The organism is Microbulbifer maximicatervae (SeqCode) (assembly GCF_052467825.1).
This window is the reverse complement of the sequence record NZ_CP174327.1, coordinates 3,191,201-3,207,992: the sequence shown is the minus strand read 5'-3', so window position 1 is coordinate 3,207,992 and position 16,792 is coordinate 3,191,201. Positions and strand designations below refer to the sequence as shown.

At 52.5% G+C, this 16,792-nt stretch carries 13 protein-coding genes and 6 tRNA genes; 9 read left to right on the top strand and 10 right to left on the bottom strand.

What is annotated here, in order from left to right; all coding sequences use genetic code 11:
• Positions 1-110: 110 nt before the first annotated feature.
• The 5 genes from ligA to ACJJII_RS14385 all read right to left on the bottom strand — a co-directional run bounded on the left by ligA (position 111) and on the right by ACJJII_RS14385 (position 8,918).
• Positions 111-2,162, bottom strand: coding sequence for an NAD-dependent DNA ligase LigA (ligA, locus tag ACJJII_RS14405; protein WP_444916671.1), 2,052 nt, complete (start codon positions 2,160-2,162; stop codon positions 111-113).
• Between the two features lie 151 nt (positions 2,163-2,313).
• Complete coding sequence (gene zipA, locus ACJJII_RS14400; RefSeq protein WP_444916670.1) at positions 2,314-3,330, bottom strand: cell division protein ZipA; 1,017 nt, start codon at positions 3,328-3,330, stop codon at positions 2,314-2,316.
• A gap of 26 nt (positions 3,331-3,356) precedes the next feature.
• A complete protein-coding gene (smc, locus tag ACJJII_RS14395) occupies positions 3,357-6,860 on the bottom strand; it encodes a chromosome segregation protein SMC (protein ID WP_444916669.1) in 3,504 nt (1,167 codons plus the stop codon).
• A 304-nt stretch (positions 6,861-7,164) separates the two neighbouring features.
• The gene (gene ccmI, locus ACJJII_RS14390; RefSeq protein WP_444916668.1) at positions 7,165-8,394 is read right to left on the bottom strand and encodes a c-type cytochrome biogenesis protein CcmI; all 1,230 of its coding nucleotides are present in this window, start codon (positions 8,392-8,394) and stop codon (positions 7,165-7,167) included.
• Complete coding sequence (locus ACJJII_RS14385) at positions 8,391-8,918, bottom strand: cytochrome c-type biogenesis protein (protein WP_444916667.1); 528 nt, start codon at positions 8,916-8,918, stop codon at positions 8,391-8,393. Before ACJJII_RS14385 ends, ccmI begins: the two co-directional genes overlap by 4 nt.
• Before the next feature lie 176 nt (positions 8,919-9,094).
• On the opposite strand from ACJJII_RS14385, the gene ACJJII_RS14380 reads away from it, so the two are divergent.
• The 6 genes from ACJJII_RS14380 (at position 9,095) to ACJJII_RS14355 (ending at position 10,412) form a co-directional block, all read left to right on the top strand.
• Positions 9,095-9,170: transfer RNA gene (locus tag ACJJII_RS14380), tRNA-Val, on the top strand.
• A gap of 49 nt (positions 9,171-9,219) precedes the next feature.
• A tRNA-Asp gene (locus ACJJII_RS14375) sits at positions 9,220-9,296 on the top strand.
• A gap of 398 nt (positions 9,297-9,694) precedes the next feature.
• Positions 9,695-9,770, top strand: a tRNA-Val gene (locus ACJJII_RS14370).
• Between the two features lie 49 nt (positions 9,771-9,819).
• A tRNA-Asp gene (locus ACJJII_RS14365) sits at positions 9,820-9,896 on the top strand.
• A 314-nt stretch (positions 9,897-10,210) separates the two neighbouring features.
• Positions 10,211-10,286: transfer RNA gene (locus ACJJII_RS14360), tRNA-Val, on the top strand.
• 49 nt (positions 10,287-10,335) lie between these two features.
• A tRNA-Asp gene (locus tag ACJJII_RS14355) sits at positions 10,336-10,412 on the top strand.
• 71 nt (positions 10,413-10,483) lie between these two features.
• On the opposite strand, the gene ACJJII_RS14350 is transcribed toward ACJJII_RS14355, so the two are convergent.
• The 3 genes from ACJJII_RS14350 to ACJJII_RS14340 form a co-directional block, all read right to left on the bottom strand.
• Positions 10,484-10,963 carry a GFA family protein gene (locus ACJJII_RS14350; protein ID WP_413665136.1) on the bottom strand — a complete coding sequence of 160 codons (480 nt, stop codon included), beginning with the start codon at positions 10,961-10,963 and terminating at the stop codon, positions 10,484-10,486.
• A 142-nt stretch (positions 10,964-11,105) separates the two neighbouring features.
• A complete protein-coding gene (locus ACJJII_RS14345) occupies positions 11,106-11,615 on the bottom strand; it encodes a GNAT family N-acetyltransferase (RefSeq protein ID WP_444916666.1) in 510 nt (169 codons plus the stop codon).
• Positions 11,616-11,678: 63 nt separating this feature from the next.
• Positions 11,679-12,569 carry a patatin-like phospholipase family protein gene (locus tag ACJJII_RS14340; protein ID WP_444916665.1) on the bottom strand — a complete coding sequence of 297 codons (891 nt, stop codon included), beginning with the start codon at positions 12,567-12,569 and terminating at the stop codon, positions 11,679-11,681.
• 101 nt (positions 12,570-12,670) lie between these two features.
• On the opposite strand from ACJJII_RS14340, the gene ACJJII_RS14335 reads away from it, so the two are divergent.
• The 3 genes from ACJJII_RS14335 (at position 12,671) to ACJJII_RS14325 (ending at position 14,505) form a co-directional block, all read left to right on the top strand.
• On the top strand, positions 12,671-13,186 hold the full coding sequence (locus ACJJII_RS14335) for a PH domain-containing protein (protein ID WP_282933480.1): 516 nt from the start codon (positions 12,671-12,673) through the stop codon (positions 13,184-13,186).
• Between the two features lie 59 nt (positions 13,187-13,245).
• Entirely contained in the window at positions 13,246-13,962 is a 717-nt protein-coding gene (locus ACJJII_RS14330; RefSeq protein WP_444916664.1) for an esterase/lipase family protein, read from the top strand.
• Between the two features lie 84 nt (positions 13,963-14,046).
• On the top strand, positions 14,047-14,505 hold the full coding sequence (locus ACJJII_RS14325; protein ID WP_444916663.1) for a GNAT family N-acetyltransferase: 459 nt from the start codon (positions 14,047-14,049) through the stop codon (positions 14,503-14,505).
• 72 nt (positions 14,506-14,577) lie between these two features.
• Here ACJJII_RS14325 and ACJJII_RS14320 read toward each other — a convergent pair whose 3' ends face one another.
• Positions 14,578-16,086 carry a PepSY-associated TM helix domain-containing protein gene (locus ACJJII_RS14320; protein WP_444916662.1) on the bottom strand — a complete coding sequence of 503 codons (1,509 nt, stop codon included), beginning with the start codon at positions 16,084-16,086 and terminating at the stop codon, positions 14,578-14,580.
• A 27-nt stretch (positions 16,087-16,113) separates the two neighbouring features.
• Complete coding sequence (locus ACJJII_RS14315) at positions 16,114-16,692, bottom strand: hypothetical protein (protein ID WP_444916661.1); 579 nt, start codon at positions 16,690-16,692, stop codon at positions 16,114-16,116.
• Positions 16,693-16,792 lie beyond the last annotated feature (100 nt).

Here is a 16,792-nt window from a genome sequence, read left to right as displayed (position 1 = left end):
AACTTTAACGGCGAAGCGACCAGAAAGCCACAAAACAAAACATGAACCTGCAAAGTGCTCAAAACTTCGGCTATTCAGTTACTAATGGTGCCCCGCCTAAAATACCAGGACTAAATCTCAAAGCCCCTTTCGCGCAACATATCCAGAAGCGCCTCTTCATCCATAACTGTGATACCTAGCTCCTGCGCTTTGGTCAATTTTGAGCCAGCGCCTGGCCCGGCAACCAGAGTGCCGGTCTTGGCGGAAACACTTCCTGCGACTTTCGCACCCAGCCTCTGTAAGTAATCTTTTGCTTCACTGCGGGACAGGGTTTCCAGTTTGCCGGTGAGCACCCAGGTTTCCCCTGCCAGGGGCTGATCCTGCTCGTCACTCTCTTCCGCTTGCCAATGCACACCCGCCTGCTGCAGTGCCTCCACCTCTTCTTGGGCATGAGGCTGCTGAAAAAACTCAGCAACAAAATGAGCGACCACTGGGCCCACATCTTCAACTTCCTGCAAAGCCTCGACATCTGCCGACATTAGCGGATTCAATTCGCCAAAGTGCCGCGCCAAATTGCGCGCTGTAGCCTCACCCACTTCCCGGATACCCAGGGCATAGAGGAATTTAGGCAGCGTGGTCTCTTTACTGCGCTCCAGTGCATCGAGGAGGTTCTGGGCAGACTTTTGCCCCATTCGCTCAAGTCCCGCCACCTGCTCCAAGGTGAGGTGGTAGAGCCCGGACACCGAATGTAACAAGTCCTCATCTACCAGCTGCTCTACCAGCTTGTCTCCCAGCCCATCAATGTCCATCGCTTTGCGCGAAGCGAAATGCTTGATGGCCTGCTTGCGCTGGGCACTACAAATCAGGCCGCCGCTACAGCGGACCACCGCCTCACCGGGCGTGGATTCCACCGGCGAGCCGCATACTGGGCAATGTGTGGGGAATTCAATAGCGTGGCCACCCGGCTTGCGCTTGCTCTCCACCACAGAAACCACCTGCGGGATAACGTCTCCGGCACGGCGAATAATGACGGTATCACCTACCTGCACGCCGAGGCGCTCGATCTCATCTCTATTGTGCAGAGTTGCATTGGAAACGGTAACGCCGCCGACAAAAACCGGCTGTAGGCGAGCAACCGGGGTGACCGCACCGGTGCGCCCTACCTGGAACTCAACATCCAATAATTCAGTCATTTCCTCCTGAGCGGGAAACTTATAGGCCATGGCCCAACGGGGTGCGCGAGCCACAAAGCCGAGACGGCGCTGCAGGGGAATACTGTTGACCTTAAAAACAATACCGTCAATATCGTAAGCGAGGTCCTCGCGCTTCTCACCGATTTCCCTGTAGTAGTCGATGCAGCCCTGAATATCCTTAGCGACGCGCATCTCCCGGTTTGTACGGAAGCCCCAATGTCCCAGCAGCTGCAAAGTCTCAACGTGCTTTTCCGGCAGCTCACCGTCCTCTACAAGGCCAGTGCCATAAACACACAATTCCAGCGGTCTCTGCGCTGTTATGCGGGAGTCCAATTGACGCAAACTACCGGCAGCGGCATTTCGAGGATTTACGAAAAGCTTCTCACCCGCCGCGGCCGCTTTGCGATTCAATTCGGCAAAGCCCGCTTTCGGCATATAGATTTCACCGCGCACCTCCAATACACCCGGATACTTTTCAATACCATCTGCTTGACGCAAACGCAGAGGTACAGATCCCACGGTGCGTACATTCTGGGTGATATCCTCACCCGTCGTGCCATCCCCTCGCGTTGCCGCTCGCTCAAGTACGCCGTCGCGATATAAAAGGCTGATAGCGATACCGTCTAACTTGGGTTCACAGGCGTATTCCACCGGCCCTTTACTGTTGAGGCGCTCACACACCCGGCGGTCAAACTCCAGCAACTCTTCATCATTAAAGGCGTTATCCAAAGACAACATCGCCACCTCATGGCGAACTTCCTGAAAAGAGGAAAGCGGCTCTGCGCCGACCCGCTGGGTGGGAGAATCCGGAGTTAGCAGCTGAGGATATTCACTTTCCAGGTCCTGCAACTCGCGCAGGCGCCGGTCGTACTCAATATCCGGCAACTCGGGATCATCAAGCACATAGTATTGGTGATTCGCACGCTGGAGGATTTCATGTAATTCCTGAACACGTTCGCGCACTTGAGGGGAAATAGTTTGATGAGTCATCGGCAATTCGAGTGAATAAAAATAATAGTTAGAAAATTATTTCGATTTTACATGCAAATACGGCCCGAGCTTACGGCTAATTTCCAAAATGAAAATCAGCCGGCATCCCGGGCCGCATTAAAAATGGCAACAATTATTTAGAGATTGCGAGCTAGCTTTGCGCCATCGCTAAAGTCCTGCGACGCTGGTACTCCACAACCCGCTGACGATAATGCTCCGCCGTTTGCGCGGTAAATACACTGCGATTCTCATCCTTCAATTCGCCACCGAGCAGCTCGGCAATTTTGTATGAGGTGGAAAGCAGTTGATCGAAAGCTTTAATCGCCTCGCCTTCCACAGGTAGTGTCAGGAACAGGCTAACACCTGGCGTGGCAAATTCTTCCATCTGGGCCAAGTCGAAAACGCCGGGCACAACAATATTGGCGAGACTAAAGATAATGGCCCCATCAGCACCGCCGTGCTCATGGTAGTGAAAAATATTCATTTCACCAAAGCGCATGCCACAGGCAACCATTACCCGAAGTACGTCATTACCCTCGAAGTAATCCCCTTCTGGCGCCATTACATTAATCACCAGCACCTCACGGGTGGGAGCACCTTCACCAACACTGCCACAGCTTGGAGACTGAGAAGATCGTTCGGGTTGAGAATCCTCATGCACCGCTTCATGCTCAGGACTGTGAGCGCTATCCATCGCATTTAGGCTTTCAGCCTCATCTAATGCAGGCTCATAGCGTTGCTCTTCACCGACCGACTCCATCAGAGTGGGGACTTGCTCTTCCAAATCGAGGATACCCTGCTCTTCCGGGCTCCTCTGGGGATTGCTGCCAGCGAGCGGCTTGCGCGAGGAAATAAAGCTCTCCTGCACCTGGCGATTCACATGTAGCGCATCCTCTAGCGGACGGCGCTGAACAACGCGAGCCTGCCCGGGCAATTCGCTGTTTGCGGGCTTGGGCTCCCGCGTCTCTAGGGGTTTGCGGACCGGGGGCTCTTCTTCAGCCTTCTCTGAGACCGGATCAGCTTCATTTTTTACTTCAGATTGCATGGCCCGCGACAGATTGCGGGAGACCTTAACTGCCGCGCGCTGCCGCAAGATCGCCCGGCGTATGCCATCGACCACAACGACCAGCAGAACGACAACCAGGATTGTAACCAGCCAGTTATCCATTTTTTAGCGCCTCTCCCTTTACGCCCTTATGCAGAAGCCAGCTCGGCTGCTTCTTCCACATTCACCGACACCAGTCGGGATACACCCGGCTCGTGCATGGTAACCCCCAGCAACTGATCCGCCATCTCCATTGCGATCTTGTTGTGGGTAATATAGATGAACTGAACGTGTTCTGACATTTCTTTAACCATTCGTGCGTAACGACCAACGTTAGCATCGTCAAGGGGAGCATCCACCTCATCCAACATACAGAAAGGTGCTGGATTCAGACGGAAAATCGAGAATACCAATGCGATCGCTGTCAGCGCTTTTTCTCCACCCGAGAGCAGATGGATTGTGCTGTTGCGCTTGCCCGGCGGGCGGGCCATGATCGCGATACCAGTATCGAGCAGATCTTCACCGGTAAGTTCCAGATAGGCATTACCACCACCGAAAACTTTCGGGAAGAGTTCCTGCAGGCCCGCATTTACCTGATCAAAAGTTTCCTTGAAGCGGGTTCTCGTTTCCTTGTCGATTTTCTTAATTGCATTTTCCAGGGTCTCCAGCGCTTCCATCAGATCCCCATGCTGGCGATCCAGGTAGTTCTTGCGCTCAGACTCCTGCTTGTATTCATCGATAGCGGCGAGGTTAATCGGCCCGAGACGCGAGATACGCGCGGCTACCAATTCCAAATCTTCCTGTACCTGTTTAATCGTCAGATCGCCAGGCAACTGTTCGAGCAGCTGATCGATATCGTGCTCGCTCTCGCGCAGCTGCTCTACCAATCCGTTTCGTTGCACTTCCAGAGTCTGCGCAGCGAGACGCTCCTGCTCAAGCTGCGCGCGCACTCCCTGAAGAGCCGCCTCCACTTTGTGGCGCTCCTGTTCCTGCTCGCGCAGGCCGGTCTCAACCTCTTCCAGCTTTTTGCGCGCATCGGCGAGTTCCGTTTCCACCTCAATACGCTCGCCGAGTTTTTCTTCCAACTCAGCCTGAAAATCCTGGGAGGGGTCCTGGGTCTCCTCCATTTGCTCCTGCAATTGCTGACGACGACTGCGCAACCTTTCCAGCTGCTCGCTCATCACCTGCAAAGTGCGCTCGAGAGACACCATCTGGGTGCGCACTGACTGCTCGCGCATAGCCAGTTCATGGGCGCGATCCTTGTCCTCCCGCGCGCGCTGGCGCACGGCATCCAAAGCTTCGCGCAATTCCTCCCGGCGTGCCATTAGCGTTTCGCGACGATCGGTATCATCGCTCATCGCCTCGACAGCTTCCTGCAGCATTAGACGAGCTTCCGACAGGGACTCCCCTTCCAACTCCTGCTGCTCACGCACCTCATCGATTTCCTGCTCAATTCGGATACGGCGCTCATTCATCTGCTCCGCACGCGCCCGTCGGGCGGACAACTGGCTGCGCAGCTCTGCCTCGCGACGCCCGAGCTGGTCGGACTCATTGCGAGCCTGTTCGATGGAGCGCTCGAGATCGACCGTTTGCGTGCGCAGGGACTCGCGTCGCTCGGCAATACTCTCTATCTGCTCCTCACATAGGGCCAACTCCTGCCCCAGGGTTTCAAGATCCTGCTTGCGCGCCAGGACCCCGGCCTCTGCATCACTGGCGCGATTCACTCGCAACCAGTTAGGACCGAGCCAGAGCCCATCGCGAGTCACAATAGACTCATGAGCTTGCAAATTCGCTCGCCTGGACAGCGCCTCAGTCAAATCCTCTGCGGTATAAATTCCCGCCAAGATGCCGGAGAGAGATGCCGGCCCCTGAACCATATCCTGCAGCGAAGGAAGTGCTCCCTTCGCACTGCTATTTACAGCACTGTTATCGATCAGAACCGCTTGACCGCTTTCCAGTGCCGCCAATCCTTCAGCCACGGACTCGAGCTGCTCAACACATACCGCCTGCAATTGGGGGCCGAGGATAGTTTCAACTGCGGTTTCCCAGCCGGGCTGGGCTTTAATCTGGTCGGCGAGCCGGGGCTTGTCAGCCAGGGCTTGCTGGTGCAGCCAATTCTCAACTGCCTTGCCTTGCCCTAAAGCAGCTTGCTGCAAGGCTTCCAGAGACGCCTGACGGCCGCGCCCGGTTTGCAGCTGCAAGCGTAACTGATCGAGTTCGGTAGCCAGCTCCCGCTCCTGCACACGGAGACTGTCCAGAGACTCGCGACGCTCTGCCGCTTCCTCGCGGCGCTCTTCAGCCTGCATTTCCAGCTCGGCCATCTGCTCGTTCAGCTGCAGTGTCTCTTCATCGTCGTCAGAGACCTGGAGGCCGGACTGCTCCGCCAATAGCTTGTTGACCCGCTCCAGCAGCCGCTGGCCAGAAGTTTCCAAGTGCTGGATGCGGGATTGCTGTACCTCAGCTTTCTGACGGGAGCCAGAGGCACCCTGGTTAAACTGGTCCCACTCGTTCTGCCAATTGCGCATCTGCTCTTCAGATTCGAGCAGTGCCGCAGCAGACTCCTCTTCTGCTGCCAAAACCATCTCCAGGTCCGGCAGAATAATCTCAAGCTCCTCCTCAAACTGGGCCGCTTTTTCGCGATCCACTTCGAGATTGGTCTCCGCCTCGCGATATTCTTGTTCGGTTTGCGCCAAATCGGAATGCAGGCGAGTAGAGCGCTCACGAGCGTGGGCAATGCTCTGCTCCAAGCGGGCGATATCTCCACCGACGGCGTAAAAGCGTCCCTGGACTTCGTTAAAGCTATCAGACAGCTCGTGGTACCCCACGCGCTTTTGCTCAATGCCTGTGTCACAGGTGACCTGGCGGGTAACCAGCTCTTCAACGGTGAGTTCAAGCTCACCTATTTGTTGCTGCTTGGCCTTGGATTGGTCATCCAGTTCGCGGTATTTGAGCGCCTGAAGATTAGCCTTGTGGCTGCGCTCTTCCTCTTTAAATCGGCTGTATTTTTCCGCTGCTGCGGACTGTCGCTCCAGTCGGGACAACTGGCGATCCAGCTCATCGCGGATATCCGTGAGGCGCTCAAGGTTTTCAGAGGTCCGTCTCATCCGGTTTTCGGTGTCCCGGCGGCGCTCCTTGTATTTGGAGATACCGGCGGCCTCTTCGATATAGACGCGCAGCTCTTCGGGCTTGGCTTCGATCAACTTGGAGATCATGCCCTGCTCAATAATGGCGTAGCTGCGTGGGCCAAGGCCGGTACCCAAGAAGAGATCGGTTACATCGCGGCGGCGGCACTTCTCGCCATTCAGGTAATAGGTGTTCTGTGCTTCCCGGGTTACCTTGCGCTTGACGGAAATCTCCGAGAAAGACGCATAGGCTCCAGAAAGCTTGCCCTCAGAGTTATCAAATACCAACTCAATCGAGGCCTGCCCCACGGGCTTACGGCCACTGGAGCCATTGAAGATAACATCCGTCATCGAATCGCCGCGCAGGTTCTTTGCGGAGGATTCCCCCATAACCCAGCGCACCGCATCGATGGTGTTGGATTTACCACAGCCATTGGGACCCACCACCGAGTTGAGGTTTGTCGGAAAATAGACAGTGGTAGGGTCAACAAAAGACTTGAAGCCCGCTAGCTTGATGCACTTCAGACGCATGTATTTATAAACTCGATATTTTTCTCTGCCGGGCGGGACACCAAACCTTTAATATTACTTGGTGTCGCCAGAGCATTCAGCGCTATTCTTCACAGTAATGTTCAGTCGGGATTATCAATCCGACCAAGCAGCGGTCAAGTCAAACATGACGATCGCTACCAAATGCCAACTTGCCCCAATAGAACTCATCAATATCGGGGCAATGTGAGCTTGAGGCCAATTAGACGCAAGAATGCCATCCGGCCGCAAATAAAAATGAGGCCACAGCTTACACTGTGACCTCATTTTCGACAGTCACAGCCAGTTACAGCTGACTATCGATGGCTATTGACTGAGTTTCACTCCAGCGGGATTTAGGCAACTCGCTAATCATTCCCTGCCAATCCCCCGGGGCCGGACGCGCATCTCCCTTAATGGCCAGTCGCGCTACCAACTGCACAGAGTCGACAGTGGCGATGGAGCTTCCAGGCATCATTGCTCGGGACTCATCCAGCACAACCTCTGCCGGTAACTGCCCAGCCGTGAGGCGCACGATAGCCAGAGGCATCGGGCTCGCAGCACTGCGTGCATAGATAAATACCGGGGTAGATTCTGGGGCTTCAACTCCCTCCCCCAAACTGACCTGAACTCGAATCTGCGGGCCTTTCTCTTTCGTTTCTACCTTTGCCTGCACCGCTACAGCCTCACCGCTGTCTGCCAAAGCGCTTTCGGCCCTGGCAACGCCAGCCTGAAGCGCCTCTGCTGCTGCAGATCCTGGGGGAAGCTGGCTAAGTGCTAGCTGCCAATGCTGGCGAGCCTTGCGGTAGTCCCCATCTTCAAAAGCGGCAATACCCGCCAAGCCCAGCACAGTGCCATTGGATGGCTGCACCTGTAACACCTGCTCGATCAAGGAGCGGATCTCATCGGTAATCTTGGAACCGCCGGCAAAAAACAGCGCTTGCGCCAGCTCAGCTTTAACATTGGCTGCCTGAGGCTCGCGGGCTACAACATAGCGATAGGAATCTACCGCCCCAGCCAAATCGCCACTCACCAGTAGCCGCTGCGCCAATATATAGCGACTGCTAAGATCATCTGGGTGAGTTTTAGCCCGCTCCTGCAACTGACGGGTGATTTTTGCCTCTTCTTCCGAAGAGGTGTGCCCACCTTGGCTCGCCACCATATCGCGATACAAAGCTACTTCGGACGGTCGGTCGGAAAACCCGTAGGCAGCCGCTGCAATTGCAGGCACCAAAACTGCCAGCCCGATTAGCAATCGGCCGCCACCCTGCTTGGCTTCACCAGATTGACTCTCCTGCTGAGCCGCCAGCAGTTCCCGCGCGAGATCTGCCTCCAGTTGGGCAAACTGCTTTTCATCCATCGCACCGCTCTGCACCGCAGCGCGAAGCTCTTTACTGCGCTCCCGGTAGAGCGATGCCATAGCCTCTCGCTTGCTACTACCGCTGCGACGCCTGCCTGCAGCTCTCAAAGCAGGAATCAGAAATACAAAAGCTACCAACAGTAGCAGTAGGGCTACACCAAACCAGATATCAATCATTTACCTTCCTTCCCGCTATCACCTTCATCTACAGGTCCATCTCCCAACAACTGCTTTAATCGACGCCGCTCATCATCAGTGAGTTCCCCACTGCCATCATCTTGGCGAGCCCCGGTACCACTTTTTGAGCGCATCACGATCACAATCAAGGCCAGAAGCCCGAAAACGGCAAAAACTCCCGGAGCCAACCACAGGATCAAGGTATTTTTCTGAACAGGTGGGCGGTAGAGCACAAAATCCCCATAGCGGGCCACCATGTAGTCAACGATTTCCTGGTCCGTAAATCCCTCCTCCAGCAAACGGCGGATTTCACGGCGCAAGTCCGAGGAAATAGACGCATCGGAGTCTGCCAGGTTCTGGTTTTGACATTTGGGGCAGCGCATCTCTTCAATAAGCACGCGATACCTTGCATCCAGCTCGGGAGAGGACAATTTTTGTGTCTCCACTACCGCATGTGCAGCGATGGACAGGCAAAACATACCGAATGCCAGTACAAGTTGGGCCAGCCAGGTCTTCTGTGTCACAGCTTTTCTCACGCTCTAACTAACGGGAATTGGGGCGATTATAACAGTGTCACCCCCCGGCGGACACGCCCACGAATTCACACAAAAGCGCGTTAACTCATTGAAAGACAAAAAAAAATTCAAAAAAGGCGTTGACGCCACGAAGAATATCATTAAGATACGCAGCTCCTGACACGGGGTGGTTAGCTCAGTTGGGAGAGCGACGGCCTTACAAGCCGTAGGTCACAGGTTCGACCCCTGTACCACCCACCACTTCTCTTACTCTTGCCCGGCAAGAGCAACCAAAGAGAAGCAGGAATGCGGACCGGTAGTTCAGTTGGTTAGAATGCCGGCCTGTCACGCCGGAGGTCGCGGGTTCGAGTCCCGTCCGGTCCGCCATATACAAAAAAGCCCTGCTCGCAAGAGCGGGGCTTTTTTGTTTGTGCCTCACATCTTTTCATTTTTCTCACATTTTATTTTCAGTTGCTTACGCTGGAAATTTGAAAGAGCCACAAAAAAATAACCAAATCTCAGCGTAAAAAAAATAGTGCGAGCGCAGTGCCGACAATATTTTTCTGCAACAATTTTCTCCAGCCTGATTTTTTTATTTTCTGAACTTCTACGCAGCTGATTTTGATCGATAAAAACAGCTTAAAAAATCCTCAAAAAATCCTCTAATTAATTAATTTTTAAACAATTTTTGGATGTTTTTTATTCTTAAAAAAATTTTTAAAAATCTCCCAACAAAATTGTTGACCGCAAAAAAAATATCATTAAGATACGCAGCTCCTGACACGGGGTGGTTAGCTCAGTTGGGAGAGCGACGGCCTTACAAGCCGTAGGTCACAGGTTCGACCCCTGTACCACCCACCACTTCTCTTACTCTTGCCCGGCAAGAGCAACCAAAGAGAAGCAGGAATGCGGACCGGTAGTTCAGTTGGTTAGAATGCCGGCCTGTCACGCCGGAGGTCGCGGGTTCGAGTCCCGTCCGGTCCGCCATATACAAAAAAGCCCTGCTCGCAAGAGCGGGGCTTTTTTGTATATGAAAAACTCAAAACCACTTTTCAATACACAACCACCTCCCCACTCCCCACTACAAACTGTGCAGACCGACTAACAAAATTAATAGAAAACCGGGGCAATGAAAGTAGCACCCTGTTTTATTACCAAATATTGCCAATAGACGAGCAGCAATTTCTTCAAATACATCCCCGCTTCTCACACTTAAAGCCAGGCGCAAACTTTTTTAGAAAAACTTCCCTAAGTTGTTGACCTAAGTAAAAAAATCATTATGATACGCAGCTCCTGACACGGGGTGGTTAGCTCAGTTGGGAGAGCGACGGCCTTACAAGCCGTAGGTCACAGGTTCGACCCCTGTACCACCCACCACTTCTCTTACTCTTGCCCGGCAAGAGCAACCAAAGAGAAGCAGGAATGCGGACCGGTAGTTCAGTTGGTTAGAATGCCGGCCTGTCACGCCGGAGGTCGCGGGTTCGAGTCCCGTCCGGTCCGCCATATACAAAAAAGCCCTGCTCGCAAGAGCGGGGCTTTTTTGTATGCGCTAATTAGAAAAGAGTTTGGTTTTTTTAAACTTCAGCTGAAGCCGCCTGGCTCTCCTCCCATTCCCCATCCATCGCTTCGTCGCCGCCATGCAATAGATGCATCAATCGCTCCAGCTCCGGCATTTCGTTAAAGCACTCCGCCTCACCAGAAATTTCATCCCAGGATGCTTTGGATTCTGTGCAAAGATGGGCCACAACTTTCCCATCGATATCCCCCTCCAACAATCCCGCAGGTACCCAGAAGTGCGTTGTATTACTCATTAAGTGAGGAACTGTACTTCCACATCCACTGCAAAAGTCAGATCGATAGCCCGTAGGAGTCCGGAATGAAGAGATTCTGTCTAAGCCCCGCACCCAGCGAAACTGATCCCGGCTAATAAACATGGCCGTATCCGAGGCGGAACCACTCAATTTGCGGCAGAGTGAGCAATGGCATTGGTAAAGGTTTGGAATTGGCTCTTCCAGCTGGAACTCAACCCCACCGCATAGGCACTTCCCATTCATCCCTTTCTCCTTCCGCAAAACTGTTATTCGAAGTCGTCCATGAAATCGCAATAGGTTAGCAACAATATCTCAGTCCTACCCAAGACTCCTATAGACACACAGTGAAGTAAATGCCATTTGGCGCCTCATTCAACGAACATCATTAAATATCCAAGGATCTGGGGTTTAGCTTCGCCGTGAGGATATGATCCTCCCAACATCCATTGATCTTCAGGTATTTTGCCGCCCTACCCTCGACAACGAAGCCCAATGCCTCCAGCAGAGCTGCCGACCTATCGTTACCAGGCATGTAGTTGGCCATCACTCTATTCAAATTTAAGGTGTCAAAAGCATAATCAACGACATAACGACACAAGCTCCCCATTAAGCCCCGCCCCTCGTGGGACTGGTCAACTGCATATCCCATATTACAGGCCTGAAATGGGCCTCGGATGATATTCGTCAAGGAGCAAACACCCAGTAACTGATCACACCCGGACTCTAATGCAGCAAACTTTAAAATTCCTCCAGAGCTTATGCGTCGAATCCAGGACCCGGAACTGTGAAAACCGGGCTCACGAATGGGCTCCCAGCGCTTCAGGTGCTCTTCATTAGATAAATAAAAAGCAGATATGGCGGGCGCATCTGTCACTCCGAGCAAACGTATTTCCACCAGTCGATTACCTCACCATTCACATTCTGATTAAGCTCAATCAACCCATTTATACCGGCACTACTATTCAAATGACGGTAAAGAGTCCCGCTGACCGGGAAGCTCACCAAGAAATTCCCAACCCCGGGTCCTGCCGCTCTCATAACCTTCCTCGAGCAACTCTGCTTCCTGGGTAAAACGCTTAACCGGGAAATTGTCTGGAGGCGCAATAACCGAAACCTGGCACCCCTCTGGAGGCACCTCGATAAACTCCAGAGCCCGATTATATTTCTCCCCCCTCTCTAGCACGGCCTCAAATAGCCGGGCATGATCACGGAAAAACTGTTTGATAAATTTTGGAGCAGGCCCCTTAATTTTCCGATACCCCAGAGGGCGCGAAAGAATAACGGTTATATTTCTGGCCCCCTGCTGATAGGCCTGAATGATCGGTATCGAATCAGCCAGACCGCCATCGGTCATAGGCTCCCCATCCACTTCAGGAAACCCCCGGTAAGCAACCGGAATGGCACAAGAGGCCGGGAAAACCTCGTGCATATTTTCTGGAGTTACTTTCAGGTATCTAGCCTCCCCCGTCTTGATACTGGTAGTCACGGCATAAAGCGGTATTCCATTCTCAACATAACTATCGACACTGAGCGGAATATCCTGATATGACGCATGCCACAACCAGCCAATATCACAAAAATGACCGCCTCGGAGATAGCGGCGCCAGTCGATGAAGTCTGCCCGCCGGGCATGGTCCATTAGTATTTGCCGACTTCGCCCATGATTTCCCGCCAGATAACCAATCAAGTTGGTGGAGCCTGCGGATACACCGATCGCAAAATCAAATGGCCGATAGCCCGCCTCCAAAAATGCATCCAATACGCCTGCAGCGAAAATCCCCCGCATAGCACCCCCTTCGACCACAAGGGCTGACTGGGAATTCTCGTTAATCAAAATACAGTCTTCCATAGCGAGCAACCGTTAAAACCAAACCATCTCTACCTTTGCCAAGCAGATTCCAATAGCACTATGATTGAGGCATTCAGGTAATCCGTTGAGTTAAACCAAGTATGCCAACAATCGCGTTTAAAGCGCCGTGGAGCCGCCAGCTCCAAATTATCAGTGCCATATGCACATTACTCCTACTGGGACTGCCGCTCTTTCTGGCATCGAGAGCACCAGCTGCTCCATCTACCCTCTATAGCATTGCCATAGCACTTCCGCCTGCAATACTGGCTCTCAGCGCCTTCTTTGCCATCCGTGGTTACGCCATCAAAAATGGCAACCTCTTGATATTGCGCCCGGGCTGGAAAACCACCATCTCCTTGGAGGGGCTATCTGAAGCATTCCCCGACTCAACCGCCATGCAAGGATCAGTCCGCATCTTTGGCAATTCCGGCTTATTTGGCTATATAGGCCTGTTTCAAAACCAAAAGTTGGGGCGCTATCGTGCATTTGCTACCGATCAGCAAAAATCTGTCGTACTGCGCCTGGCCACACAAACTATCGTGATCACCCCCGATAAACCGGAGCGGGCAGCGGACATTCTCCGCCAACACTGCCAACTTCAACCCAATCCAAATTAATTGCTCCGACAACAACGCCACACGAATAGGCACGAGAAGTCGACAGGAAGTTCAAACCGATGAAAAAGTTCGCTTTTATAATTGCCGCCGCATTTACGCTGCTATCAGCAAGTGCTCACTCCGCTTGTGTGATTTTATTGCATGGACTAGCCAAAACAGATAGCTCAATGGAGAAACTGGCAAAGGCCATAGATGCCGAAGGTTTCCAAACGGTCAATATTGATTACCCTTCGACCAAGCACTCCATTGAAACCTTGGCCAGCATGGCCATAGCGCCTGCTGTCGAGGAGTGCGGTAACGCGCAAGAAATCAATTTTGTCACTCACTCCATGGGCGGCATTCTGGTAAGGCAATATCTACATTCAGCTGAAATCAAAAACCTGAATCGCGTTGTCATGTTGGGCCCACCCAATAAAGGCAGCGAAGTAGTTGATAAACTGGGAACATTCCCCGGTTTCAAGTTTATGTTTGGCGATGCTGGGCTGCAGTTGGGTACCGGCGAGATGAGCGTCCCCAACAAGCTCGGTAGTGCAGATTTTGATGTAGGTATTATTGCCGGTACTCGCAGCATCAACCTGATTCTATCCCGCCTTATCCCAGAAACCGATGATGGTAAAGTCTCCGTATCCAGCACAAAACTGGATGGCATGAATGATCATCTGCAAATGCCAGTGACCCATGTGTTTATGATGAAAGATAAAAAAGTTATCTCGCAAGTTATCCATTACCTTAAGCATGGATTCTTTCATAGAGCCGGCAATCAGGCATCCAATTAAAATTAATCGATCTTATAAATAATCTATACCTTTTAACTCCAATCACAATACAAAATTAGTGACAATAATTTGGAATTCACCTTTATGCAGTGGCAATGGTGCAGCTTTAAAGAGCTTACGCTCAGTCAACTTTACGAAGTTTTGCGAGTAAGGCAGGAAGTTTTTACGGTAGAACAAGATTGCCCCTATCAGGATGCCGATGGCAAAGACCAACACTCCTGGCACCTAATCTGCTGGGAGGGAGACGAAAATAACCCGCAGGTTATGGCCTACCTGAGAGTTGTTTGCCCAGGCCTTAAATACCGGGAACCTTCGATAGGAAGAGTGTTAACCGCAGAAGCCAGTCGCGGAACAGGCCTGGGCAAGGAGCTGATTCGCCGAGCCGTAATGCACACATGCGAAGAATACCCCAACACTGGTATTCGCATTTCAGCTCAACAACATTTGGATAGATTTTACGGGGAGTTTGGTTTTGAGCAGGTGTCTGAGCCGTACCAGGAAGACGGCATCCCGCATATCGAGATGTTACGCCCTGCCAAGTAATTGAAAGGGATCTTATAGGTCCGATGGAAGTTTTGGGGCCCTGCAGAGGCACTGCGAGCCCCCCAAAAAAATCTAGTTGCTACCCAGTGGATTGGCACCGGCAGATACAGTCTCACTATCCGACTGACGCGCCCTGCTATAAAGGCAAGAGGCCGCGATTCCAGCAGCAATTAGCAACCACACAACATTAACGACCAGTGATGCTCTCACAAAGGAATCCTCACCAAACTGAGCAACGTGCACTACAACTGCCCCGACGCAGGCGATAATTGTGGCAATACGCAGAGACATAGACCACTTGGCCACTGTCCCCATGAAGGCAGCCGCAACGCTTAACGCCAAGGTCACCAGCCAGAACACCTGCGCAGCATTTAGCTTAAACGCCAGATAAGTCACCGCACTCAGAGCAATCGCAAATGGTACACCCCATACCTGAGCCACCCAGACTCGCTCCAAACGTACGGCGGGATTGCCGCGCTGACGCTTGCGAACAAACCAGATATTGATGCCGGATACCACCAGCAAACACATCCCCACCCCCAGCAGGAAGTAAGCAATTTTCACAGGGAAACCGGAAAAGTGGCCAAAGTGTAAACGGTACGTAGAAAGGTAAACCTGCTTAGCCGCGTCTCCCTCAGACCAACCCTCTTTTTCAATCAGGCTGCCATCGGGATTAAAGTGGTAACGCTCACCCCAGACCAAACGCTCTGGAACCCGGGTCCACACCTCAACAACCTGGCCTTCACGTCCAGGAAATGCCACTTCTAAACGAGTCCGCTCTTCTTCCGGTGCGATACGATCCATTGTTGCCAGAATTGCAGCATAATCCGGATAATCAACTTCAGGGGCGTTTTCCTCCATCACCGGATGATCCGCGTAAAGCATGTGCTCTACCTTTTCCGTATCACCCTCAAAGAATACGCCGGCAATTGCAAAAGCGGCTACCTGGGACAACCCGATAAAAGCCCCGGTAATGGCTATAGCAAGATGAAAGGGTGAGGCCCAAACCCCCAGGCGATTGTGCAAATCCACTTGCTGAAGACGCTTAGAGCCAGAAAGACGGAAAGAGAAAGCGTCTTTAATAATTTTGGGATGGGCCAGCAAACCGGAGACGATCAGAGCGGACATCACCATCCCGATCAAACCAACCAGGATGACTCCATAACCAACAGGAAGGTTGAGCGCGTAGTGTAGGTAGGCCAGGAAGTGGGTCCACTCATGCTCCACCTTGCCCAGCAGGGAACCATCTTCAGCGACATATCGCTCCATATCGCCAACTTCAACCATCAATCTGGGCTTATCCTGATTGGGGATGGTGAAGGTAATTGAATCGAGATCCTCTTTTTCCTGCTTAGCTAACGCAATAGCATTTTCTGTAGCAGTCCGATACACAGAGGCTTCAACATTGAGGTTCTCCAACTCGGAGGCCTGCTCCCAGCGTTCGAACTCATTGTAAAAAACCGCCAGTGTTCCGCTGACGCAAACAATATATAAAAGAGTGGATACCGCCAGGCCGAGAACTGAGTGTCCATCGGTCATATCACGGACAAAGCCAGGGGTGGGTTTAAAGGAAAATTTCACGTTAAATTCCTACTCAAGTCCGTTGATCTATGCTGCCGAAGCGGGAAGCGCAAAGGTCAGCAACAAGCCGCTGACCACCGAGTAAGCCAACATGGCAGCCGAAGGGCGCAGAAGCTTTTTATCGGCACAGCACCAAACCATCGCCAGGGTCCAGATTATCACCGACAGGAAGGCTCCGCCGACCAAGCGGACAGTTTCAGAAAACCCGGTAAAACCAAAGAAAAGCAAACCGGCGATCAAACCGCTGGCCGCGGGCAAAAGAAAGGCAGCCATAAAACGCAAGAAGCCCCGCAACCACAATGGAAGCAGGGCTTGAGATTCGGGTGTTCCCGAGCGCTGTTTTTCAACGGGCCTAGGGCCACTGGGCCAGTCACCCTTAAGAGCCAATAAAGCAAAGGCTCCGAGCATCACTATTAAAGTGGCAATACTGATTCCATATTCCACCCCAACAATTGAGCTCCACCCAAAAGCCGACAACACAATGGCTCCCCAACCACTCCAACGACGCATGGGTTCTGCCCCTCTGCGGGACCAGGCGGAATAAAGGAGCAGAATCCCAGCCAGAGCAAAGGCGCTGGATACTCCTGCAATCATATAAAAAGACATTGGCATAACCATAACAGCGAGAGACTCGCCTCTCGTCTGGTTGCTTAAACGTAAAAAAGGGAGCCCGCCCACAGACTCCCCCTGAGGACAGGCTCCCAGT